General features: G+C 50.9%; 21 protein-coding genes and 1 tRNA gene. 20 read left to right on the top strand and 2 right to left on the bottom strand.

Annotated features, from left to right (window positions below):
- Positions 1-15 precede the first annotated feature (15 nt).
- The 7 genes from lolB (at position 16) to ychF (ending at position 5,434) form a co-directional block, all read left to right on the top strand.
- Positions 16-579, top strand: a complete 564-nt coding sequence (gene lolB, locus R0137_RS07050; protein WP_407329631.1) for a lipoprotein insertase outer membrane protein LolB — start codon at positions 16-18, stop codon at positions 577-579.
- Positions 580-658: 79 nt separating this feature from the next.
- A complete protein-coding gene (ispE, locus tag R0137_RS07045; RefSeq protein ID WP_407329629.1) occupies positions 659-1,543 on the top strand; it encodes a 4-(cytidine 5'-diphospho)-2-C-methyl-D-erythritol kinase in 885 nt (294 codons plus the stop codon).
- Positions 1,544-1,582: 39 nt separating this feature from the next.
- Positions 1,583-1,657, top strand: a tRNA-Gln gene (locus R0137_RS07040).
- Positions 1,658-1,848: 191 nt separating this feature from the next.
- Positions 1,849-2,781: a ribose-phosphate pyrophosphokinase gene (locus tag R0137_RS07035; protein ID WP_407329986.1), complete on the top strand. Its 933-nt coding sequence runs from the start codon at positions 1,849-1,851 to the stop codon at positions 2,779-2,781.
- A gap of 91 nt (positions 2,782-2,872) precedes the next feature.
- On the top strand, positions 2,873-3,538 hold the full coding sequence (locus tag R0137_RS07030) for a 50S ribosomal protein L25/general stress protein Ctc (protein WP_407329627.1): 666 nt from the start codon (positions 2,873-2,875) through the stop codon (positions 3,536-3,538).
- Between the two features lie 163 nt (positions 3,539-3,701).
- Positions 3,702-4,337 carry an aminoacyl-tRNA hydrolase gene (gene pth, locus R0137_RS07025; protein ID WP_407329625.1) on the top strand — a complete coding sequence of 212 codons (636 nt, stop codon included), beginning with the start codon at positions 3,702-3,704 and terminating at the stop codon, positions 4,335-4,337.
- Positions 4,338-4,339: 2 nt separating this feature from the next.
- Entirely contained in the window at positions 4,340-5,434 is a 1,095-nt protein-coding gene (gene ychF, locus R0137_RS07020) for a redox-regulated ATPase YchF (protein WP_407329623.1), read from the top strand.
- A 142-nt stretch (positions 5,435-5,576) separates the two neighbouring features.
- Here the strand turns inward: ychF and R0137_RS07015 are convergent, their stop codons facing one another.
- Positions 5,577-6,242 (bottom strand): hypothetical protein, encoded by a 666-nt coding sequence (locus R0137_RS07015; RefSeq protein WP_407329621.1) that lies wholly within the window; start codon positions 6,240-6,242, stop codon positions 5,577-5,579.
- 456 nt (positions 6,243-6,698) lie between these two features.
- Here R0137_RS07015 and R0137_RS07010 point away from each other — a divergent pair, with 456 nt between their 5' ends.
- From R0137_RS07010 to R0137_RS07000, 3 genes are all read left to right on the top strand, one after another.
- On the top strand, positions 6,699-6,902 hold the full coding sequence (locus tag R0137_RS07010; protein ID WP_407329619.1) for a hypothetical protein: 204 nt from the start codon (positions 6,699-6,701) through the stop codon (positions 6,900-6,902).
- A 445-nt stretch (positions 6,903-7,347) separates the two neighbouring features.
- Positions 7,348-8,454, top strand: a complete 1,107-nt coding sequence (locus R0137_RS07005; RefSeq protein WP_407329617.1) for a hypothetical protein — start codon at positions 7,348-7,350, stop codon at positions 8,452-8,454.
- A gap of 327 nt (positions 8,455-8,781) precedes the next feature.
- Positions 8,782-9,696 carry a PEP-CTERM sorting domain-containing protein gene (locus R0137_RS07000; RefSeq protein ID WP_407329616.1) on the top strand — a complete coding sequence of 305 codons (915 nt, stop codon included), beginning with the start codon at positions 8,782-8,784 and terminating at the stop codon, positions 9,694-9,696.
- Positions 9,697-9,794: 98 nt separating this feature from the next.
- On the opposite strand, the gene R0137_RS06995 is transcribed toward R0137_RS07000, so the two are convergent.
- Complete coding sequence (locus R0137_RS06995; RefSeq protein ID WP_407329615.1) at positions 9,795-10,895, bottom strand: right-handed parallel beta-helix repeat-containing protein; 1,101 nt, start codon at positions 10,893-10,895, stop codon at positions 9,795-9,797.
- A 55-nt stretch (positions 10,896-10,950) separates the two neighbouring features.
- Here R0137_RS06995 and R0137_RS06990 point away from each other — a divergent pair, with 55 nt between their 5' ends.
- The 10 genes from R0137_RS06990 to R0137_RS06945 all read left to right on the top strand — a co-directional run bounded on the left by R0137_RS06990 (position 10,951) and on the right by R0137_RS06945 (position 23,584).
- Positions 10,951-11,616, top strand: coding sequence for an acyltransferase (locus tag R0137_RS06990; protein ID WP_407329613.1), 666 nt, complete (start codon positions 10,951-10,953; stop codon positions 11,614-11,616).
- Entirely contained in the window at positions 11,613-12,755 is a 1,143-nt protein-coding gene (locus R0137_RS06985) for a GNAT family N-acetyltransferase (RefSeq protein ID WP_407329612.1), read from the top strand. Before R0137_RS06990 ends, R0137_RS06985 begins: the two co-directional genes overlap by 4 nt.
- A 12-nt stretch (positions 12,756-12,767) precedes the next feature.
- Entirely contained in the window at positions 12,768-14,315 is a 1,548-nt protein-coding gene (gene xrtA, locus R0137_RS06980; protein WP_407329611.1) for an exosortase A, read from the top strand.
- Positions 14,316-14,319: 4 nt separating this feature from the next.
- Entirely contained in the window at positions 14,320-16,947 is a 2,628-nt protein-coding gene (locus R0137_RS06975) for a hypothetical protein (RefSeq protein WP_407329609.1), read from the top strand.
- Positions 16,944-17,918: a glycosyltransferase gene (locus R0137_RS06970; RefSeq protein ID WP_407329608.1), complete on the top strand. Its 975-nt coding sequence runs from the start codon at positions 16,944-16,946 to the stop codon at positions 17,916-17,918. The genes R0137_RS06975 and R0137_RS06970 overlap by 4 nt, the downstream gene beginning before the upstream one ends.
- Positions 17,919-18,021: 103 nt before the next feature.
- The gene (locus R0137_RS06965; RefSeq protein WP_407329607.1) at positions 18,022-19,068 is read left to right on the top strand and encodes a glycosyltransferase; all 1,047 of its coding nucleotides are present in this window, start codon (positions 18,022-18,024) and stop codon (positions 19,066-19,068) included.
- A 485-nt stretch (positions 19,069-19,553) separates the two neighbouring features.
- Complete coding sequence (locus R0137_RS06960) at positions 19,554-20,090, top strand: hypothetical protein (protein ID WP_407329606.1); 537 nt, start codon at positions 19,554-19,556, stop codon at positions 20,088-20,090.
- Positions 20,087-21,214, top strand: a complete 1,128-nt coding sequence (locus R0137_RS06955; protein ID WP_407329605.1) for a glycosyltransferase — start codon at positions 20,087-20,089, stop codon at positions 21,212-21,214. Before R0137_RS06960 ends, R0137_RS06955 begins: the two co-directional genes overlap by 4 nt.
- Positions 21,215-21,302: 88 nt before the next feature.
- Positions 21,303-22,472 (top strand): glycosyltransferase family 4 protein, encoded by a 1,170-nt coding sequence (locus R0137_RS06950; RefSeq protein ID WP_407329604.1) that lies wholly within the window; start codon positions 21,303-21,305, stop codon positions 22,470-22,472.
- A 20-nt stretch (positions 22,473-22,492) separates the two neighbouring features.
- A complete protein-coding gene (locus tag R0137_RS06945) occupies positions 22,493-23,584 on the top strand; it encodes a GNAT family N-acetyltransferase (RefSeq protein WP_407329602.1) in 1,092 nt (363 codons plus the stop codon).

Genomic DNA, 23,584 nt, shown 5'->3' with positions numbered 1-23,584 from the left:
ACAACCGCACCCCCAGTGCCTACCACCTCCGCCCCAGCACCTCCGCAAGCTCCGCTGGTCGGTGAGGAGGAGCGCTGGCTGGAGAGATTGGCGGTGGTTGCCGAGCTGAACGATTGGCGGGTAAGAGGCAAGGTCGCGTATCGCTTACCGAATGACGCGGGCAGTGTGAGCCTGGATTGGCAACAAACAAGCCAACAGAGCAACTTAAGACTTTCGGGCCCCTTAGGTGTCGGCAGCACTGAAATCAGCAATGACGGCGCTTTGCTGCGCGTGAAGCGAGACGGTATCGAGCGCCTCTATCCCGCTGACGCCGCTCCGTGGCTATCGAATGGCGCCCTACTTCCTGTTCCAGTCGCCTCTATTCATCACTGGCTTCGCGGTGTTCCTGACCCTCTTTTGCCCGTTTCGGATTTAGAGACGGATGAGGCGCTCGCTAAGGGCTTCGAGCAAAACGGCTGGGTGATAACGTACAGTGAGTATCGAGGCAAGCAGGGATTGGCGATGCCCACGCGCTTGAGCCTCGCGGAGCCGAAAAGCCAGCTAACGCTCAAGATTATATTGCGGGATTGGCAGCTGTAGCTGGTTTGCGACCCAGTAGCTGACAGAGTTTACGCCGGCAATAAGTCAATCCCCGGTTCTCCATGCGATAATCAGGCGTATGCCGTCCGTCACCGTTACTGCGCCAGCCAAGCTCAATTTATTCCTGCACATCACGGGACAGCGCAGTGATGGCTACCACAACCTCCAGACCGTTTTTCAGCTTCTCGATTATGGTGATGAGCTCACGCTATCCGCCCGGGATGACGACAGAATCATCATTAACGCTCAGGGCGCATCACTTAATGACGTGGCTCCTCAAGACAACTTGGTGGTTCGTGCCGCTGAAGCTCTTAGGGCAGCGGAAAACGTAAATAAGGCCCGCAAGAAACTCGGAGCAGACATCAGTCTGACCAAGCGAGTGCCCACCGGCGGCGGCCTTGGCGGAGGTAGCTCTGATGCTGCGAGCACCCTGCTCGCTTTGAACAGCTTGTGGAGCCTAAACCTGAGCACCGAGGCTCTTGCAAACATCGGCCGCAAACTCGGCGCGGATGTGCCGGTTTTCGTGCGTGGTCAAAGCGCCTGGGCCGAAGGAATCGGCGAAGAACTCACGCCTCTGGAGCTCCCCGAGCGCTGGTTCCTTGTGATTCACCCGAGCTGCCATGTATCAACAAAAGTGATTTTTTCGCACCCGCAATTGACACGCGACACCCCCGCCATCACAATGGCCGCCTTTTTTACGGGGCCTACCCGTAATGACTTCGAAAACCTCGTGCGACGCCTCGCCGACCCTGTTGATAAGGCGTTGATTTGGTTGGAGAAATTTGGGGAGGCAAGAATGACCGGCAGCGGCGCCAGTGTGTTTGCGAGCTTCGACAGCGAAGCGCAAGCTAACCGGGTTCAGCGAAAGGTACCGAGCGAATGGCATAGTTTTGTCGCTCGAGGCCTAAATAGGTCTCCCGTAGCGGCGCAGCTTGAAGGTCTGTCGCTCGCAAAAGATAGGTAGAGATGAGCGCAGCAGGCCACCGCTGACGCATACGATCATTGGGGTGTCGCCAAGTGGCAAGGCACCGGGTTTTGATCCCGGCATTCGGAGGTTCGAATCCTCCCACCCCAGCCATTTTCTGTCGTAGTTAAGGTCGCAGTTGGTTTCACAACCACTCTTGCTACCAAGTCAGGCCGGCAACTAAGTCAGACTAGCAATGACCGCCAAAAATGACAGATGAGCACGACAGCCAAGAACGTCTCACCCAATAAATGATCGTTGCACAGTGAATGAGCGAAGGAAGGCATAACTTGTCCGCAAAGCTGATGGTATTCACCGGGAACGCCAACCCGGAACTAGCCCGCAAAGTCGCCAGTCGCTTGTACCTGTCTTTAGGTAAAGCAGACGTTGGCCGCTTCAGTGACGGTGAAGTAGCTGTAGAGCTCAATGAAAACGTGCGAGGCAAAGACGTTTTTGTACTCCAGCCAACCTGTGCGCCCACCAACGACAATCTCATGGAGTTGTTGGTGATGATCGACGCACTGCGTCGAGCTTCGGCTGGGCGCATCACGGCGGTTGTGCCCTACTTTGGCTACGCACGCCAGGATCGTCGTGTACGGTCATCAAGGGTGCCGATCTCGGCCAAGGTAGTCGCCGATTTAATGAACACTGTCGGTGTCGACCGCGTTCTAACGGTAGACCTCCACGCGGAGCAGATTCAGGGCTTCTTTGGATGCCCCGTTGACAATATTTACGGTTCGCCGGTGTTGAATGACGATATTCAGGCCAGCAACTACGAGAACGTTATGGTGGTATCGCCGGACATCGGCGGTGTGGTTCGTGCTCGAGCGATTGCAAAGCAGCTGGACGAAGCTGAATTAGCCATCATCGATAAGCGCCGACCCAAGGCCAACGAGACCGAGATTATGAACATCATCGGTAACGTCGAAGGACGCACCTGCCTGCTGGTAGACGACATGGTCGATACCGCGGGAACGCTATGTAATGCCGCGAACGCGCTCAAAGAGCGTGGCGCAACCAAGGTCGCCGCCTACTGCACCCACGCGGTGTTGTCGGGCAAGGCTTTAGACAATGTTCGCAACTCCCAGCTCGACGAGTTGGTTGTTACGGACACGATTCCTCTTTCAGAAGAGGCGAAGACCATCGGCAAGATTCGGCAGCTCACTATTGCCGACCTGCTAGCCGAGTCTATTCGTCGAGTCTCGAATGAGGAATCCATTAGCGCGCTATTCAGCTAGGTTTTTTTTCGAACAAGTTGAACAGCGTTTTTTAGACGGAAGAGGAAACTGGTCGCAGGTGACCTCATTCCGACATTGATAGGAGACAGTCATGTCTGAACAATTGGCTATTGCAGCCACAGTACGTAGCGACCTGGGGAAAGGTGCGAGCCGCCGCCTGCGTCGTAGCGTAGATCATATCCCGGCAATCATTTATGGCGCCGGAAAAGATCCCGCTCCCCTGACCATCATCCGTAAGGATCTGGAGAAAGCCCTCGAGAACGAGGCATTCTTTTCTCAGGTTATCGACGTATCTGTCGATGGCGATGTCCAGCCAGCGATTCTAAAAGATCTACAGCGTCACCCTGCCCGCAACGATGTTATGCACGCAGACTTTCTGCGCGTTGACGCGAACGTTGCGATCAAGGTCAACATTCCACTGCACTTCATTAACGAAGAGAAGTGTCATGGCGTGAAGATCGAAGGCGGTATCATTGAGCACTTGCTGACAGAACTGGAAGTTCTCTGTCTGCCAGGCCTGATCCCCGAGTATATTGAAGTCGACATGGAGAACGTCACTACTGCTGACATCATCCACATCTCCGACCTAAAGTTGCCCGAGGGTGTTGTATCTACTGCACTTGAACTTGGTGAAGATCACGATATGGCTGTGACCTCTGTCAGCGCCAAGCGTGGCGGCGGTGATGAAGACGAAGATGCAGACGCAGCAGAAGCGAGCGCTGAAGAAGGCGATAGCGAAGGCGGCGACGAGGACTGATCTGTTATCGCTCTCCTTAGGGAAAGCGCTCGCAGTATCTGATCAAGGGCAGCGTTACGCTGCCCTTTTTCGTTGCGTTAGTCATATAGAATCACGTTGCTGGGAAGAGATAGTTTTAGCAATAGTCAGCAACAGATAGTCAACGAGAGTAAGACTCAGGCGTATGCCATCCACACTCCAACTTATAGTCGGCCTCGGAAACCCGGGCTCTCAGTACGAAGGCACTCGCCACAATGCGGGAGAGGACTTTGTGCGCGAGCTTGCGCGCCAAGCGGGTGGCTCTCTAAAGCTTGAGACCAAGTATCACGGCGAAGTCGGGGAAGTTTTTTTTGCCGGCCATAAGCTGCGGCTGCTGATCCCCCACACGTTTATGAATCGCAGCGGTAAAGCCGTTGCCGCGCTAGCAAACTTTTACAAGATAGATCCCGAGCGGATACTGATAGCCCACGACGAGCTGGATATCTCACCAGGTAGCGCTCGCTTTAAGTTTGATGGCGGCCATGGAGGCCACAACGGGCTGCGGGATATCGTGCCCGCATTGGCCAACCGCAAAGACTTTCATCGACTCCGCGTGGGTATAGGGCACCCGGGATCGGCCAAGCAGGTAAGCAACTATGTGCTCTCGAAACCCTCGCCGGTAGATCGAGAAGCCATCGCTGCCAGTATCGATGAGGCCATTCGTGCTCTGCCGCTGCTTCTGGCGGGAGATAGTGGCAAAGCAATGACACAACTACACAGTTTTGACGGAGCGGACTCTTCTTTGCGGGCTCCACTGCCGAATACAACACCAAAGGAATAATCATGGGCTTTAAATGCGGCATCGTTGGGCTCCCCAACGTCGGAAAATCAACACTTTTCAACGCCCTTACTCGTGCGGGCATCGACGCGGAGAACTTTCCGTTTTGCACCATCGAACCCAATGCCGGCGTTGTACCAGTCCCGGATCCACGCCAAAGCAAAATCTCTGAGCTGGTAAAGCCTCAGAAGGAGATTGCGACCACCATGGAGTTTGTGGATATCGCTGGTCTGGTTGCGGGCGCCAGTAAAGGCGAAGGGCTGGGCAATCAGTTCCTGGCGAATATTCGTGAGACCGATGCCATCGCACACGTGGTCCGCTGTTTTGAGGATGAGAACGTCATTCACGTGGCCAACGCCATTGATCCCGCGGCGGACATCGAGATCATCAATACCGAGCTGGCGCTTTCTGATCTGGACAGCTGTGAAAAGCAGTTATCCAAAGTCGCTCGCACGGCAAAAGGTGGAGACAAGGAATCCATCGCCATGAAGGCACTGCTGGAAGACAAGCTGCTCCCGCATCTCAATGAAGCTAAACCCGTGCGCGCGCTGGCGCTGGATGACAGCGAGCAAGCGTTGGTCAAGTCACTGTTTCTGCTCACCAGTAAGCCGACGCTGTATATCGCCAACGTCGATGAGGATGGGCTTGAAGGCAATGCACATGTTGATGTGGTACGCGGCATCGCTGCAGAAGAAAGCGCCGAGGTTGTCGTGATCTGCAACAAGCTCGAGTCCGAGATCATCGAGCTTGAAGACGAAGAGCGTGCTGAGTTTCTGGCGGATATGGGTATGGAAGAACCGGGCCTCAATCGTGTGATTCGAGCGGGCTATGAGCTGCTTAATCTGCAAACGTACTTCACGGCCGGACCACAGGAAGTTAGGGCATGGACTGTGAAGGTTGGAGCGACAGCGCCCGAAGCTGCCGGCGTCATCCACACAGACTTCCAAAAAGGCTTTATTCGCGCTGAGGTGGTGGGTTACGAGGACTTTATTGCCCATAAGGGCGAGCAAGGAGCCAAAGATGCCGGGCGCTGGCGCTTAGAAGGTAAAGAGTATGTCGTGCAGGATGGGGATGTGGTGCATTTTAGGTTTAATGTTTGATTGCCTTACGACACCGATAGCTGGAATGTTCACAACCTACCGATAGGCTACTATCGTCAATAGTTAAGACCAATTACCCCCCAGCCAAGAACAAAAAAAGGCGCGCCCGCAAAGGACACGCCTTTTATGTTCATGCCGCTGCTTAGGCTTTACGGCGAGCCAGCAAAAGCAGACCAACACCCAGTAATCCCAATGGCGCAGGCGCTGGAATAGTACCCGTCACTAATAAGTCATCAAACCCGGCGTTATTGCCCGGCCCCTGACCCGATGCTGTGATAGCAAGGAAGTACGATGTACCTTTCGCAAGCGTCGTGCCCGTAAAATCAAAGGACACTGTCTCAGGCGTCCAAGCTCCGCTAGCGGCGTACACGTTCAGTAATTCCACGGAAGCCAGCTCAACATCATTCGTGTCTACAATCGCCACACTAAGATCGAGGTCACGGCTAACGTTCGAACCTTGCAAGGCCCCTCGATTGTTAAAAATCAAGGCTTGAAAGGAGACAATGCCCATGTGGATCAGATTTCCTTCAACATCCAAACCAATGGTGGCCGTCCAGCTCCCTTCGTTGTGTAGGTTCCTATCTACTGCAATGCGATTTGCCGAAGCTGATGTAGTGAAAAGATTGAAGTCGGCTTCAACTGCAACTGGATCCGAGACACCATTTGTTTGAAACGTCGCGGTGGCAGTAGCTCCACTCACTGTGCGCCCGTCAAAATTGGAGCTTAGAATCAACCCTGCATTGGCAAAACTTGCCCCCACGAGCACAGCGGTAGAAACAAGCCCGATAACTAGTGTTCTAATTTTCATGTCAATAAAACCTTGAGAATACAAAAATGATTACAAACTTCAATGCAATACCCGAGCCAAATTTTTAAAACTAACGTAAGATATTGTTTTTATTAACTTTTGATTTTCTCAACTGAACTTCTCAATCATTAGCCAACCTCAACGTAAAAGAATCTGACACCAAATACGGAACAAAACCGAGACAGAATCAGAATGTGGTCACGATTAGAAGCCGTCTCCCCACTAACTTGCTGCAACCTGGTTGCGGCTAAACTAACCATAAAGCGACCGCATAATCACACCGTATAATTTGCGCCGGGCCGCTTACAGTCCACACCTTGCAAAACTACAAAATCTACCGCAGCCCTCCTCACCAAAGCTGATCCAGGCTTCTCGCGGCCACGGCGAGCTGGCTCTGCTGCTTCAAGGCTTTCAAGCCCAAACCTGGGGATTGGGTGTCAATCAGGGGGACGCTCAATGCTACATCTAATCCCTAAAGCCCGGGAGAGAACCAAAAGTGCATTCTACGGGGACTACCTTGCCACTCTTGGGCGGGAGCCTGGCGGCATTGTCGATCGGAAGCTTGCCCGAGGTCTGCCGGACGGCACCAGCACCATAGCCACTTTCGGCACAACGGCCATCGGCCGCCCTCCGTTCACGCTAGGGGAGAGCTCGTATTAGTGCAACAGATCGCGTGCGCATCAACAGACTAATAGAAGAACGAAAAACTGCCACCCCCATTCGAACACCTATGGCTGTAATTTTTACCCGCGCAGAAACCATCGTCTCATGCCTGCCTTCATTGATCGTCACAGTACAAACTAGGGTCTACTATGAAGCAGACTCAACGAAACTTCCCGGGGGAATTGATCCTAAGGTGCGGGGGATTGCAATGGATCGCTTACATCAAGCGATGTGTGGCAGCCTAAGTTGCGATCCAGTCTTAACGCTATTCAGCCTCGCCGCGACAAACTGGCTCGGGGTTTAAAAGGCCATGGCGGCAATGGCTTGCTGCACAGTGCCTACCTCGAGTTGCGGGCGAGAAGAACCCTTATTTGCTACTCTACTAACAATGGATATCAAGTTAATTTTTCAGCCACTCGCTGCGGCGAGCTTGGCGACTCTAATGCTGGCATGCGAGGCGCAAGATACCTCCCTCGAAACGAACATCGTGGAAAGTAGGACAATTACGGTGGGAACTGGACTTTCTTTCAGGTATGCGGGCGGCTTCCGAATTCAAAGTGGCACTTTCGGCTCATCTCGCTCGGGATTTAGCACCGGGCCGATAGGCATTGGAACCGATGGAATCTGGATTGCAGGGCACTCTCATCACTTCTCAGTTGCAAAGTTTGATGTCCCCGAGTTAAAAATTAGCAACGAAGTGAAGGACCTACCTATTGCAAGGAACACCAAGCCGTACGTAAAGATCAGCCCTGCCAAATGGGACAAAACTCGAATGATCGCCGGTCTTTATGACGACGGTGAAAAACTGTTCGTCACCACAACTGAGTACTACGACGCCGACGGGAATAACAAACGAGATATTGCAATTGTTAATCGAGACAACTCCCAGCTCGGCTTTTTTTCTGCACGGGATAATGCTAGATCCGCCGGATGGATGGGGGAAATCCCTCAAGGCTGGCAAGCACGGCTCGGTGGCACTCACTTCTTAGGCCATGCATCTAACTTCCCTATCAATCTCCGTTTGAGCTTGGGCCCCAGCCTCTACGTGTGGGACGGCACACCAACAAATGCCGCGCGCGCCAAAGCCTTAATGGTTTTCCCGCAACCACACAGTCTTGGAAGCTTTGGTAGAGAGCCAGGCGCCGCAAACCCGTTATTCAACCAACTTAGCTATGTAGCCACTGCGTTCATTGTAGGAAATGATTACGTCGCGGTGGGACGCACCGGAGGCCTCCGCACAGGAATAGGCTACAAAGTTAAGCAAGACAACGGCAAAACTTGCAATGGACATTGCCCTTACGGTGCGGACGACTGGGATAACTATTACTGGAAATTCGCGATAGATGAGATCTTAGATGCAAACAACCCGCACGATGCGCGACCTTACGAATATGGCCCGCTAACGCTCGAAACGGGTGGGGCTCTGATAACTGGGGCGGCATATAAAGACAGAACTCTGTACTTAGCAACGTCGGGTGACTGGCATCAATCTAAGTTTGAGTCAAATCCGGTCATTTTTGTGCACAAAATAGTTGACGCCAACTTTTAGACTCCAATACGTAACAACAATCTGAGCACAAAGCGATTAGCGGCCGCAATCTAGTGCCCGGACAGTGGCATTGGCAACGACAAGAACAGCTCAAGCCTATTTCGGGCTAGACAACTACTGGACTTATCGTTTGTCAGCTTTTTTTACACAAATGCCCCTCCTCATCAAACCTTGAGCGCAAAAAAAATCTAAGCGATTGTTAATAATCATATTTTTTACTATGGCACTCCGCTTGCTTTACATCAATCGTTAAAGAACTCGGTGTCACGAAGGCGTGTGACGACCAAGAGAACCAGTAAAAATTTTTAAAGTCGAAGGGAAAACGAAATGAAAAATTTCAAAAGTAACGCGCTAATCGCAGGATCGGCTCTGGCGTTAGCCGTAGCTACAGCTCCATCCCAGGCGCTTCAGATCACTTTTGGCGGGCAGGACGCAAACGTTCCCGGCGGTGATGGCTCAGGTTTGACTAGCCAATTCGCACCGTTGAACAACATGTCCTCGAGCCCCTACCTTTTTATCGAGACGTTTGACGTAGCCACCTACACCCCTCTCCCAGCCCTCAGTGACCCCACTAACGTTGGCATTGCAGGGGTCGGAACAGCTGGGACCACTGGCGATGTAAACGGAGATGTACTTGGCGGAATCGGCAACATCATCCAGCCGGAGGACGCGCAGGCGCCAGTTTGCTCTATTAACGCATTTGGAGGCCCTATCATATCGGCTACAGGAAACGGCTTCGGCGTTCAGCAGGGAACTACCACATCCGCCGCGACGCCAGCTAACAACGACACATGCTTCGCCTACGGCCCTCGCGCGGGTGAAACCCCCCCGTCTTCGTTGCGTGTTGACTACGCCCCACTGATAGCGGCCACCGGTTTTGGCATTAACTATCTAGGCTTATATTACGGGTCCATCGACACCTACAACAATATAGCTTTTTATTCTGGTGACGAGTTGCTGCAAGGAACCGGGCTGCTAAGTGATGGAGTACTGAGTGGCAGTGAGATCCTTGATGTCGCCGGTGGCATCTCTGGAAACCGCATCCTTCCAGGCTCCAACGTTTACGTAAACCTTTTCTTCAATCCTGGTGAAGCTTTCACAGCGTTTGAATTTACAACAACTGGTATCGCGTTTGAGCTGGATAACATCGTTGTTCGAGTTCCAGCCCCCGCCACACTTGGCTTGTTCGGCTTGGGCTTGCTCGCCTTGGGCGCCGCCTCACGGAAGCGCTCAGCAAGCTAACATCCGGAAAGAGCAACACTTCTAAAGCCCCTTGATCTGAAGGGGCTTTTTTTTATCCGTGCAAATTCGCTTCTACCCAACTTGGAAATATGACGGCGTTACTGACCCCACTTACGTACAAAAAGACCAACGTAATCCCAAGCTTTTTGCAGCCTTGAAGAATACCGATTGTCTAACATTACTGCTCGGGCTCCATCGCGCGAAGCAATACTCTTGTTTGATATGTTTCCACTAACAACAACATCAACAGTCTCTTTAAAGCGGTACTCAATCCCGTTGGGATAGACATGTGCAAGATGTACGTAGTTTCCTGAAACGGCAGTGCCGGGACTTCCCTCCAAAACAATACCTACATCTGAATAGGGGTCATCTCGACGAGAATGAATGATCACATTGTCTTTAATAAGACCACCGTAATTGTGGTACCGGCGATCAGCTGATAAGCCAAACCCGATCCCTCTATCGCAGTTAACGATCAGGTTTTCTCGCACCACGTTGCCGGCAGACCCTTTCCACACGTGGATAGCGTGCTCCGCTGCCTGCCGCGCTGGACTGGCTATGTTTCGGAACCGATTACCCTCTATCAACCAGTCTTTACCTCCGTGGAGATCGATGCCGCCTATATAAAAATTAGGGCCTAATTCTTCGCTATAGTAAAAATCAGTGTTACGCACAACGCCAAAATCAGCCGAGGGTACGGAGTCGGGCTCGGAACTCACCTTCAACAATTGCTGAAAACTATTCCTGAGTACCGAGTTTGTTAGCGTAAAGTAATCGGCATCACGCTCTCCCCGAAGCTGCACCAAGTGATTCCCAGCTTCCTGCAAGGTCACTCCAGTTATCGTGACGTGACTGCCACTCACCTCAACAAGGTTATTGACGTTGGGCGTAGAGCGCATCCCGCCACCACTAATCTTAACCTCATCAGGGTTACCATGCGCAGAACGAAGAGTTATGTAGTCACCATCGATGCGTAGTACTGAAGAAATACGATATTCCCCTGCCTCTAGGCTGATAATAGTGCGTCCCTGACCATTAGCGATTGATACCGCCGCGTGTAAACTACTACTTGAGTCAACGCTAATCTCCGTCCAATTTACGCCCGCGAGGGTCCTCGTTGTACTACACAGCAGCGCGCCACAAATCACCGCAATGACGCAAGTGGAACCGCAGTGACGAAAACACGGATCTTTCCCCACAAAACTGCCTCCTCAGTTAAATTAGCGTACGATAACCTCGATTCGAGTAAACACAATGGTCGAGACGAAACCTGATGCATCTAACATGCCCGAAAAGCTCATCATAAAATCTAGCCTGAAGAAATTGGCGCGAGGAGGAGCGGTGCTCGTTGTTGCGCCTCTTATAATTTGTGATGCACTTGCACGAACACTGCATCCAGAGGGGACATTCAGTGGCACTTCGCAACTGTTAAGTCTGTTTCCAGGAAAGGCCGGAAGCTATTTGCGAGTCGCGTTCTATCGTTTTGCAATGCAGTCTTGTGCCGCAGACTGCTTTATCGGTTTTGGGACCGTGTTTTCACAACGAAACACAACGATTGGCAGGGCCGTATACATTGGTCCGCAATGCAATATTGGCGCTTGTAGCATCGGAGAAGACAGCTTAATCGCTAGCGGTGTACACATCATGAGCGGCAGTGATCAGCACCACTTCGACAGCGTCGACGTGCCCATCCAAGAACAGGGTGGAGAATACGCCGCTGTTAACGTCGGCGTTGACTGCTGGATCGGAAATGGCGCTTTAGTAATGGCGTCAGTAGAGGACAAGACTATCGTAGGCGCCGGCGCCGTAGTTTCCCGATCGCTTCCGCCACTTTCGATTGCAGTCGGTAATCCAGCGCGAATAGTCAAGTCGCGGATACAATCTCCCGTATGTGACTCATCACCGAACAATCGCACGTGACCTCAACCGATAGATGCAAAGTTGCTGGCAACAGCATCCAAGCTAGTAGGATTGGGGAATACCAAGTAAGCATCACACGACTCGAAAAAAATACAGACCTCGCAACCGACTGGCTAAAACTCGAGAAACAAGTAAATCCTTCAATTTTCACCAGCTGGCTTTGGATTAGCACTTGGTTAGACCAAATCGCCCCGCCCCCCGCTTTGTTGGCTAAAGTCTATGCCAATCAAGAAATCGTTGCTCTGGGCGTTTTTATTTTGAAGAAAGAGACCCGGTACTCGCTCCTCAGTTCCAACACCGCAAGGCTGCACCAGACCGGACTCGAGCATGAAGATCAGGTATGGATAGAGTACAACGCTCTTCTTGCGTCCCCCGAGCACAAAATACCTGCACTGCTGGCCGTAGAGCGAGTTCTCTTTAACGAGGGTTATTGCGATGAACTAAAAATTTCCATGCTGTCGACCACACCTGACTCCTCGGCCTATTTGGACCGGGAGAACGTTAACGTTGACCTCGAGGTCGTAGGGTACAAGCGAAATCTCGCTTTATGCAGACAAAAGAAAGCGACTGTTTTACAGGCGGTTTCCTCCAACACCCGCCAACAAATTCGGCGAAGCATGCGATTGTATAGTGAACAATTCGGTAAACCCACGATATTAGACGCTCAAACAGCAGAAGAGGCGTTAAGGATGTTTGATGAAGCAGGTTCGTTTCACAAACAACGTTGGATTGATAGTGGTTTTCACAATGCAGCATTCACTGATTTCCACAAAGATCTCATAAAACGTGGATTCGATCACGGAAACATCAGATTATCCCAACTCCATGTTGGGAACCGCCTCCTTGGCGTGTTTTACTTCATGATCTATGGAAACACTGCTTATTTTTACCTGCAAGGTTTACGTCATGAGAATAATGGCAAATTGAAACCGGGCCTGTGTGGGCACTCTCTGTTGATGCAGGACTTTCTAGATCAAGGTGTCGACGAATACGACTTTATGGGCGGAGACAGTCAGTACAAACAGCAATTAGCTGACTGTAAAAACGCATTCGTTTCAGTGCGAACTCACAACGGCGACTGGAAGTTTCTAATTGAAGACGGGGCGCGACACTTAAAACGGCTTATGTTTAAGCACTAGAGACCAGTTTTCATGCTACACAGGTTTGTAACGCAATGGCGTGCGTCGCCCCCCCTCACTCCACTCTTGGTGATACTCCTTGGCGTGCCCGGCGTTTTTTATCACACCACGGCATCGATGATTGAGGTCTGGAGAAGCAACGAAACCTACACTCATGGGTTTTTGATTTTGCCGATCACCGTTTGGCTTTTGTGGGATGCTCGACATCGCATAGCGACCATCCCACTGCGTCCAGATGTGTGGGCTGCAACTATCTTGTTACCCGCATTAATGGTCTGGCTAATCAGTTCTCTGATTGACGTTGCGGTGGTTGCACAATTCGCAATGATTACGATTATGCAAATTAGTGTTTGGCTCCTGCTAGGTCGCGCACTCGCGTCTGCGATTGCTTTCCCGCTTCTTTACTTGTTTTTCGCGGTCCCCATCGGCCAAAGCCTCATTCCGCCAATGATGGAGTTTACCGCGGATTTCACTGTCTACATGGTGCAAGTCTCGGGAATACCAGTGTTTCGTGACGGACTATTGTTCCAATTGCCGAGCGGGAACTGGTCTGTCGTAGAAGAATGTAGTGGCGTTCGATACTTAATTGCCTCGGCTGCGCTAGGCACAATCTACGCGTACCTCAATTACCAATCTACGCGCAAACGACTTTTGTTCGTTCTTGCTGCACTTATAGTTCCAATCCTAGCAAACGGTCTCCGAGCTTACGGTATCGTTATGATCGGCCACTTTTCGGGTATGCAGTACGCAGTAGGTGCCGACCACCTACTGTACGGGTGGGTATTTTTCGGACTCGTGATCTTTGTGATGTTTTGGTTAGGCGGACATTGGTCGGAAACTCAAGAAAAACCACTGGACACATATACTAGCCCCACTTCGTCCGTAGCCACGTATGAGCGCAAAGACACTGCCGTAGCGGCACTACTACTCAGTATCTACCTGGTGATAAACCTTGCGTGCGATCAATTGCAGTCGTCAACGGCCACACAACGCCAAAACATTTCGATAAGCATCCCAAAAGAACTCAATGGGTTTCAGCGTACAACCATATCTAGCCAAAGCCCCTCGGCCGAAAAACTTGGGGAATGGGCTCCAAGCATCAACAATCCTGACTTGTATTTGACCGCTAAGTATTCAAATGGCACCGCAAGTGTCGTGTTACATTTCGCGTACTTCAAAACACAACGATCTGGGGCTGAGGCCGTCTCATCGCTAAATCGGCTGGTCGATCCATACGGAAGCGCATGGAAGCTTGCGTCCTCTAGAGGAGGAAGCTCACTCACTAGACCACTCAAGGAGTCGGAAGTCACCTATGGTAATCAAAAGCGCTTAGTGTGGAGCGGATACGGAATGGGTGATCGTCTCGTTGCTAGTCCTTACGTAGCCAAAATTTTGCAAGCCAGAAACCTATTGTTCGGCCATCATCAAGCAGCATACTTGACACTGTCCACTCCTTTTGACGCACCTATCGGTGAGCTTAGAATGCGCTTGCAAAGTATCGCCGCCCCACTCTGGCCTCAATTGTCTAAAGAGATGCTTAGCTTGGCTCAAGAGGACTAGGGAGGTGCAAAACCAACTTGAAGATAAAAACCATTCGGCGCCGACGTTAATCGTTACCGAGCGTCAGTCGCTTCAAGCACGACGCTTGAACGTTAGGTGCGGCATTCCGTTACCGCAAGGCTTTTGTTTCGACCGGCAAAAACTGACACTCGAACATTTAGACGGTATTAGCGTCCCCGCGTACTTCGACGTCAGTGCTTTATGGCCAGACAATAGTATTCAATGGTGTTTCCTTAAAACAGAGATAGACCTATTAGAGAAGGAAAAGCTCTATCTCAAAGTGTCCAATAATCACATTAACGCCTTTTCACGCCCCGAGGAAAAAGCAGCTGAGCGGGTAGAAGAGAAGGACTCTTTCCTTAGCTATAAAGCCGATCAACGGGAGTTTCGGTTCGATTCACAAGATTTAAAGGTCACGTTGCTCGATGAAGAAGTTACGTGGCAAATCTCGCTCCAGTACGCAGGTGCTCGGCACACCGCAAAAATTGCAGCACAGAACTATAGAACAGATAGAACAGCTTGGGGGGAACTGGCAACTGAGATCGATATCACAGGGGCATTTTTGCTCCCTGACGACCGTTGCGTGCGCGTCACATTAAACTTAGTTCTGCAAAGTGACGGAAGAAAAATCGATGGAAGCGTGACCCTCCACAACCCATCCGCTGCGAATCACTCCAACGGCCGGTGGGATTTGGGCGATTGCAATTCCATTTTTTTTGACTCACTCGAGTTTACATTCACATCTGACGTAAACCAGACAAAGTTCAACGGCTGGATCAAAGTACAACCTCACGAAGAACCCAAAGCATTCGCTGAGTCAGTTAGGATAACGCAGCATGCAAGCGGAGGAGCAAACTGGAACAGTCCTGTGCACGTCAACCATATGGGTAAACTCCCATCTGGCGAATCTGGTTTTCTGCTGGAAGTGGATGAATGTGTGCACCGCGGTAAGCGTGCAGATCCAATGCTACAACTACGCTTGAACAAAACCTTGGTTACTGCACGCATCAATGATTTTTGGCAACGCTATCCAAGCGAACTCTCAGCGACAGCCGACGGGCTTTGCCTGGGTCTGATGCCGAAATTGGAGCAGGAGCATGAACTACAACCGGGAGAGCGCTGTACCAAGAGATTTTCTCTAGCGTTTGAAAAATTTGAAAAGGCGGCAGCAACTCCAGAGACCTCAACGTCGGTTGGCGAGGCGTCAGTCCAGCTCACACCAGAACACATTAGGCATTGTGCGCTGCCAGAACTTGGAGATGAATCTCAGGTAGACCCGCGACTACAACCAATCATTGATAGGGGACTGAATGGAAAAGATAGCTTCTTTGCAAAGAGAGAAGCCATTGATGAGTACGGATGGCGCCACTTTGGCGACCTATGGGCTGATCATGAGACTGAAGGATATGACGGTAAACGCCTTTTTGTGTCGCATTACAACAATCAATATGACCCCTTATTCGGACTTTTGCGTCAATACTTGATCACAGGTGACACACGTTGGTTCGAACTAGCTAATGACCTTGCGCGACACGTTCGAGACATTGACGTGTACCATACGCAAGATGATCGACCAGAGTATAATCACGGTTTGTTTTGGCATACGGATCATTACTCCCACGCTGAGACATCTTCACACCGTTCCTATTCAAAACTACAAACAAGCGATGCTTACGATGGGCATACCGGCGGCGGTGGACCTGGCGGGCAGCACTGCTACACCACAGGTCTTCTTTATCACTTTTTGATCACTGGCGATTCGTCATCACTGTCTACACTCTTCGGCCTGCGTGAATGGATCGAACGCGTTTATGAAGGATCGAGCACTCTTTTTGAAGTGGGACTCGCGATCAAAAATCGCAGCCGCCCCGATCTAAAAAATCATCTTACGGATCAGTACCCCTTAGACAGAGGCGTGGCAAACTACATGAACGCACTCATGGACTGCTACACCCTCAGTCGATCTCCCGCCACCCTACTGCAGTTAGCCAACATAATTAGAAAGACTATTCATCCGAAGGACGATCTCGATAGGAGGAACCTAGGTAACGTAGAGGAATGTTGGTTTTACGTGGTTTTCCTCCAAGCGGTAACTCGCTTTCTATCGATCAAACATCAAGTGTCGGAGTTCGACGAACACTTTACTTACGCCAGAGACAGCTTGATCGCCTATGCTGACTGGATTGTGATAAACGAAAAACCTTATCTCCTTACACCAGAGATCCTTGAATTCCCAAATCAGACCTGGAATGCGCAAGACCTTAGGAAAGCCAACGTTTTATACGAAGCAGCGCGTTGGCATAGAGATAATGCTTCTGACTACATAGAAAAAGCGAAGGCAATCGTAGACTTTGCTGTCGACGGTTTGTCTGAAGACAAAACGAAGTACTACACGCGAATTGGCTCACTCTTGATGTTAAACCAACACCCTACACGTGAGTATCCGGAAGTGCAGATACCCAAATGTAACCGAGGGCATTACTCGCCCCCCAGCCAACCGAACTTGGCTGTGCAGTCCTTAAACATAGCCCTAATGGTCATCCGAGCACTGGCGCAATTGTCGCCAAAACGTGAAGTAGCCTATGCAAAGCGAGTCTTGGGGATGCGAAAGCCCAACGGGGTCAAAGGATGACCACTGAGACGACATGCTTCGTAATTCCTCACAAGGGGCGAGAGCATTTACTTGCTGCGACTCTGCGCTCGATATCAAAACTTGTGCTCTCGCCTAAGCAGAAGATTGAAGTGATCGTGGTTACCCAAAATACGGCGCTGTCACGCGAAACCCTCTCGGCAGCGAGTGACTTGCCGCTCCAAGTGATACCGGCAGAGGAGACGCTCACCATTGCTGCACTAAGGAACCTGGGAGCCCAAAACTCAGATTCGGAATATCTGGCTTTCTTAGATGCCGATATCAAGGTCTCAACCAACTGGCTAACTTCGCTCTTGCCTTTCCTTAAAGAAGACACTGGGGTCGCCATTGCCAGCGCGATGCAAGAGGGAGGGGAAACCGTTACGGAACTTGAGAAGATTCGCATTAACTTAAGCAACTTGACGGTAGATAGGTCCTTGCAGTTCTTGCCTGGGCGCAACTTACTGATGAGAAGAACCACTTTTTGCTCTGTACACGGGTTCCCAGAACACCTCGTGACCTGTGAAGATTACTTTTTTACTGACAAAGTAAGCGAGTTGGGAGCACTGTGGTACTCAAGCAGAGCGAGCTATGTCCACCTAGGCGAAGACAAAACGTATGCCGAACTATTTCGCAAAGAAATTTGGAGAGGTCAGTCAAACTTACAATCTCTTAGAAATCGAGACATAAAACTAAGAGAATGGCCGAGCTTTATAGTACCGCCGTTCATCACATTGGTGGGCCTCCTGTCGGTAGCACTCATGTTAGCTAATCACCTTTACTTTGGTCTGGCGTTTGCTTTTCTGGCAGCCTTGCCATTTACAGCATACGCAGTCAGGCTCTATCGTATGTCATCTGACGATGTTTCCATCTGCGCAATTCTAGGTTTCTACTGTTGCTATTTCCCTGCGAGGGCGTGGGGAACAGCGATCGGGGTGTTCAAAGATCTTGGGGACAATCTTCATGACCGCTAAAGAGATGCGGGGCAGCGCCCCAACTGCCCCATTGAGTTCAGACCCGATAAAGGTCCTCCAGTTTATATGTCCTACGGGTTATTACGGAGCAGAGCGCTGGATAATGGCACTTTGCAGAAATATTTCTAAGGAAGTGAGTTGCGATTTAGCTGTAACCGTGGAGCAACAAGCCGAACGACTCGAACTGGTTAACGAATTCCGGAAACAAGGTCTAGGCAGTGTGTTTGAAGTGCCTATGAAGCATCGCTTTGACTTCGCTGTGATCGATAAGCTGGCGCGGATTATCGTTATGGAACGAATACAAATCATCCATACGCACGGTTATAAATCAGACATCGTCGGACTCCTCGCAGCTCGACGCGCAGGTATACCTTGTGTTTGCACTCCGCATGGCTTCGAAAACTCCAGCGATCTAAAATTGAAGCTTTTCATCTGGGCCGGCTGTAAAGCAATGATCCGTGCCGACCGGATAGTTCCGTTATCACAGCAACTAATGCTCGATTCGCGCGCTGTTGGTGCCCCCGAGGAAAAGCTGCGATACATACAAAATGGGGTTGACCTCAGCGAAGTTGAAGAAGAAAGACTACGACCTAAGATCAAGACTGAAAAACGGCGTATTGGTTTTGTAGGTCAGTTGATTAGCCGCAAAAATGTTCACGATATTCTGGACGTTTTCAACACGCTTCACCAGGACCACAGTGATATCGAGCTTGTCTTACTGGGCGACGGTAATGAACGAGCCGCGCTCGAAGCCTATGCATATACACTGCCCTCACGCGATGATATTCATTTCTATGGTTTTCGAGATGACCGCCTCGAACTTTTACACAGCTTCGAACTTTTTGTAATGACGTCTACTTTGGAGGGAATACCACGCTGCTTGATGGAAGCCTGTGCTATGGGTGTTGCCGTCGCCGCGTATGACATACCCGGCGTAGACCAACTAGTAAAACACAACGTTACCGGGCTTTTGGCGCCGCTTGGCGACAAAAGCCGGCTTATAGAGTTATGGCGCCAAGCACTTGAAACCCCGGAACACACATCTGCGCTCGCGCGAGCCGCCCGCGACTTCGTAAATGAACAGTACTCCGCGGCCCGCATGGCGGCGGAGTACTGTTCATTGTTTAAAGAACTGCGAGATGAACAGTGAATTTGACACGGAGAAGTCGACCATCCCTCTTGTTCGTGCTGTCTGTTGATACAGAGGAAGAGTGGGATTGGAGCGGGCCATTTCCACAGGGTGATTGCGCTGTTACTAACGTTCAGAAGGTACCAGCCTTTCAATTTTTTTGCGAATCACTTGGCATTCGCCCTACATACTTTGTTGACTATGCAGTAGCCGCAGACAAGCAAGCGGCGGACTATCTAAGCCCGATTGCGAAATCAGGACGTTGCGAAATTGGAGCCCACCTCCACCCTTGGGCTAATCCTCCGTACTACGGAGAGACAGGTGAACTCGAATCACATGTGGTCAACCTACCCATCGAGCATACCGAAGCGAAGCTGGACGCGCTCATAGCCCAACTGCAGAATAGTCTAGACGTTGTGCCGAGTGCTTTTAGGACTGGCCGGTGGGGAGTCAACGGGGAGATTCTAAGGCTCTTGCGCCGTAAAGGTATATCGGTCGATAGCAGCATGTATCCACTTTATAGTAACGAGTACTTTGACTGCGAAGCGACACCACTGCGCCCTTACTGGCCTGACTTCGCTAAGCCGACAGATCATGGCAACCAACGTGATATTCTTGAAGTCCCTGTCACGGTTAGCTTCAATCATGGGAGCTTTCCGTGGGCAAGAAGTCTATACAACACGGTATCTAATCCGCCGCTGGAGCGACTTCGACTAGTCGGAGCGCTATGGCAGACCCGCCTACTGCGCAAACTGTACCTCAGTCCCGAGGTAATGACGGCTGAGGACATGTTTCCACTTGTCGACCTCGCCATTAACCAACATCAGCCCGTGCTCCACATGTTTCTCCATAGTTCCAGCCTGATAGACAATAGCGGGGGAATGCTAAATCGCGTAAATGCGTTAGAGACAGTAACAAAAAATATTGCCTCACTAATAGAACACGCTCAGAAAAGCGCCGATCTCAGATTCTGCACGATTAGTGAAGCAGCTGTTCTCTTGCAGTATCGCCCCCCCACCGGGAAAACCGGATTGCAGTTTTGAATACGGCCGATCCTATTAGAGTGCTGCACGTAACTTATGACATGCGTATAGGTGGTACAGAACAAGTGATTCGAAATCTTGTCGAATCGACAGACCCCAAGACAATTGAAATGTCGATATTCTGCATTGAGGAGCCCTTGGGACCATGGGGAGTGCTGCTCGAGCGCACTGGCATTCAAATTGATGTTCACGCCCGGAAACCCGGCTTCGATCTAAAGTTAGTACTGGCACTACGAAAACATATCCTAAGGCACAACGTTGACATCGTTCACTGTCATCAGTACACACCGTGGGTCTACGGCGCTTTTGCAGCATTTGGGACCAGGGCCTGTGTGATTTTCACAGAACACGGCCGGTTTTATCCAGACAGCGCAAGCCCAAAAAGGCGTTTCGTGAACCCGGTCCTAACAGTGTTCACAAAGCGTATTACGGCGATCAGTGAAGCAACAAAGCAAGCTCTAGGTCGGTACGAATATATCTCGCCAAAACGAATTCAAGTGGTTTACAACGGACTGAAACCAGTTTCTGTGGAAAACACTGCTAGCGCCAAAATTCGCTCAAGCCTCGGGATCCAAGACACTTCAATAGTGCTTGGCAGCGTCGCAAGGTTCGACCCGATAAAAAACCACAAGATGATGCTCGATGCTTTCCGAATCGTTGTAGACAAGCACCCCGACACTAAGTTACTTCTCATTGGTGACGGAGAGGAACGCGCAAACATTGAAACACATGCTCGGGAAATAGGCCTCGAGTCCAATTTGGTACTGCCCGGGTATATATCTGCCCCATCTGCATGGCTGGGGGCGATAGACGTTTTTTTGCTTTCTTCGCTCAGTGAAGGCACTTCAATGACCCTCCTTGAAGCAATGTCACTCGCAAAACCGAGCGTAGTCACCAATGTCGGTGGGAATCCAGAAATCGTTATCAACGGTGAGACGGGTTATGTGACGCCATCGGGTGATGCAAACCAGTTCGCAAAAGCGGTGTTACATTTGATCGAAAATAGTGCCGAATATGACCGCATGGGGAGCCAAGCAGCCTCTCGCTTTCGGCAAAATTTTTTGAATACCACGATGGCTCGCGCGTATTGCGAATGCTACCAAGCGGTTTTTAGTAAGGGTTAATAGAAAATGTTTGCTCTGAATCAATCCCCTATGGAGCCCTGGCAAGCATTGTCGCTCAATCGAACAACTGATCAGGCGTTGATAGCCTGTGGCTAGCGCACTGCTTATCAGTGAGGTATTTCCCCCGCGTAATGGCGGCAGTGGTCGCTGGTTTTTTGAGCTCTACGGGCGACTCGAGAATCAAAACTTCCTCGTAGCGGCAGGCACAGCGACAGGGGATAAAGAGTTTGATAGCGCTATCGACCACCAAATACGCATACGCCGACTGGCGCTGAGCAGTGAGCACTGGGGCCTTCGAAGCTTAACGGGGCTGAAATTTTACTACCAAAGCTTCCAGGGAATACGGCGTATAGTGCGTGACGAGGGCGTCAGTCAGATTCACTGTGGCCGGTGTCTACCCGAGGGGGTTATCGGCTGGCTCCTCAATAAGAGCCTGAAGCTGCCCTACTTGTGTTTCGTGCATGGTGAGGACATCCAAGCGGCAATGGAGAGCCGTGAGCTTTCATGGATGATTCGTAGAGTGTTTTCTTCCGCAGAAGTATTGATTGCAAATAGCCACAACACTGCTCGACTATTGATTGCTCACTGGGACGTCAGCGTGGATAAAGTGCAGGTTCTGCACCCGGGCATGGATGCGGAGCGATTTGTACCCGCCGAGAGAGACCGGAGTTTTTGTGCGGCCATGGGGTGGCTCGAACGCACAGTTATCCTAACGGTCGGAAGGTTACAGCGCCGCAAGGGGCATGATGTCTTGATTCGCGCGCTTCCATTACTCCTCAAAGAGTTCCCAAGCCTACACTATGTAATCGTCGGCGAAGGGGAAGAACGGTCCGAACTAGAGCGTTTAGTCACAGGGCTCGGCTTGTCTGACCATGTACAGTTCCTTGGCGAGGTCGACGACTCGACAATGATTCAGTGCTATCAGCAATGCCATCTATTCGCACTACCGAATCGCACTGAAGGCAGCGATATCGAAGGCTTTGGGATGGTGCTGGCTGAAGCACAGGCCTGCGGAAAGGCGGTGTTAGCGGGTGACTCTGGTGGAACTCGAGAGACAATGTTAGTAGGTGAAACTGGCATTATCGTGGATTGCCAGACACCTGAAGCGCTAGCTGACGCCATACAACATCTCTTGAGCGACGGCGACCGCTTAGAAGAAATGGGTTTACGGGCTAGAGAGCACGTCGCTATTACACTTGACTGGCGAGTGCATGTCGAAAAAGCAAGAGCCATTTTTAACTCTATAGGCGACCAGTGACTCTTTTAATGGAAAACAGCTTGAGTGAAAGCTCAGTCGACAACCAAGAATACCTGGAAGTACGGCGTGCCAGCGATTCAGATGCAGTGCTGTGGGACCAGTTTGTGAGTAGCCATCCAAATGCCTCCCCGTATCATCGATGGGCTTGGAAGTTAGCAATGGAAGATTCCTACGGACTCAAGACGCATTACTACATCGCAATCAGTCAACGCGACGGCATTGCGGGAGTTTTACCTGCAGCACGCATACCTAGTTTACTTGGGGCTAGTCGTACGTGTTCTTTACCTTATTGTGACCTAGGACAACCCCTCACCGTCGCACAGCACATAGCGGATAGATTGCTCGAGACACTTCAAAGAGACGAAAACGTGATACATCAAGTGCGTGCAAGTTGTGATGTGGAATCAAGCTTGAACACGGTGGAGCCGAAAACAGGGCAAAAATTCAGATTACTACTAGACCTACCCGAGAATCCGGCAGATCTGTTTTCTGGGTTCAAGAGCAAGCACCGGAGCCAGATTAACAAAGCAAAAAAAAATGGGTTGGTAGCGACGCTTGGCAACAGCCCATATCGTGTCAAACAATTTTACTCGGTCTTCACAAGGAACATGCGGAATCTAGGCTCGCCGACACATAGCCTAGCGTGGTTTCTAGCCATCGCCCAGCATTATGCTGACAACTGTACAGTTGGTTTGGTAATGCATGGTGATGAGGTGATCGCAGGTGGGCTGGTTTTGTTTACGCCCGATAAAGCAGCCATTCCATGGGCTTCAACACTAAGGGAATTCAACAAACTATCTCCAAACATGCTGCTTTACTGGTCGTTGCTTGAGCATGCTACTGAGCGAAAGTGCAAACAGTTCGATTTTGGTCGATCTAGCTACGGTGAAGGGACATACCGATTCAAGACACAGTGGGGAGCTGAGCCTTTGGCCTTGCGGTGGGTCAACTACGACAAGGACGGAAACACTGAAGAAGTAATGCTCCAACACCAACAAAGCGGCAACCTGAGAGGTACGCTACGTCGGACCTTGGAAGCCGTATGGCGTCACGTACCACTGCCCGTCACGATTGCACTCGGATCGCGTTTCCGACCTTTTGTGAGTCTATAA

The sequence above is a fragment of the Congregibacter brevis genome (assembly GCF_045689245.1).
Taxonomy (GTDB): Bacteria; Pseudomonadota; Gammaproteobacteria; order Pseudomonadales; family Halieaceae; genus Congregibacter; species Congregibacter brevis.
The sequence above is the reverse complement of the archived record's forward strand: the minus strand, read 5'-3'. Positions and strand labels throughout refer to the sequence as shown.

Excerpts from the sequence above, each read along its gene's own strand:
- ispE (WP_407329629.1), top strand. The coding sequence starts at position 659 with ATGCCGTCCGTCACCGTTACTGCGCCAGCCAAGCTCAATTTATTCCTG.
- R0137_RS07035 (WP_407329986.1), top strand. The coding sequence starts at position 1,849 with ATGGTATTCACCGGGAACGCCAACCCGGAACTAGCCCGCAAAGTCGCC.
- R0137_RS07030 (WP_407329627.1), top strand. The coding sequence starts at position 2,873 with ATGTCTGAACAATTGGCTATTGCAGCCACAGTACGTAGCGACCTGGGG.
- pth (WP_407329625.1), top strand. The coding sequence starts at position 3,702 with ATGCCATCCACACTCCAACTTATAGTCGGCCTCGGAAACCCGGGCTCT.
- ychF (WP_407329623.1), top strand. The coding sequence starts at position 4,340 with ATGGGCTTTAAATGCGGCATCGTTGGGCTCCCCAACGTCGGAAAATCA.
- R0137_RS07015 (WP_407329621.1), bottom strand. The coding sequence starts at position 6,242 with ATGAAAATTAGAACACTAGTTATCGGGCTTGTTTCTACCGCTGTGCTC.
- R0137_RS07010 (WP_407329619.1), top strand. The coding sequence starts at position 6,699 with ATGCTACATCTAATCCCTAAAGCCCGGGAGAGAACCAAAAGTGCATTC.
- R0137_RS07005 (WP_407329617.1), top strand. The coding sequence starts at position 7,348 with ATGCTGGCATGCGAGGCGCAAGATACCTCCCTCGAAACGAACATCGTG.
- R0137_RS07000 (WP_407329616.1), top strand. The coding sequence starts at position 8,782 with ATGAAAAATTTCAAAAGTAACGCGCTAATCGCAGGATCGGCTCTGGCG.
- R0137_RS06990 (WP_407329613.1), top strand. The coding sequence starts at position 10,951 with ATGGTCGAGACGAAACCTGATGCATCTAACATGCCCGAAAAGCTCATC.
- xrtA (WP_407329611.1), top strand. The coding sequence starts at position 12,768 with ATGCTACACAGGTTTGTAACGCAATGGCGTGCGTCGCCCCCCCTCACT.
- R0137_RS06970 (WP_407329608.1), top strand. The coding sequence starts at position 16,944 with ATGACCACTGAGACGACATGCTTCGTAATTCCTCACAAGGGGCGAGAG.
- R0137_RS06965 (WP_407329607.1), top strand. The coding sequence starts at position 18,022 with ATGGCACTTTGCAGAAATATTTCTAAGGAAGTGAGTTGCGATTTAGCT.
- R0137_RS06960 (WP_407329606.1), top strand. The coding sequence starts at position 19,554 with ATGTATCCACTTTATAGTAACGAGTACTTTGACTGCGAAGCGACACCA.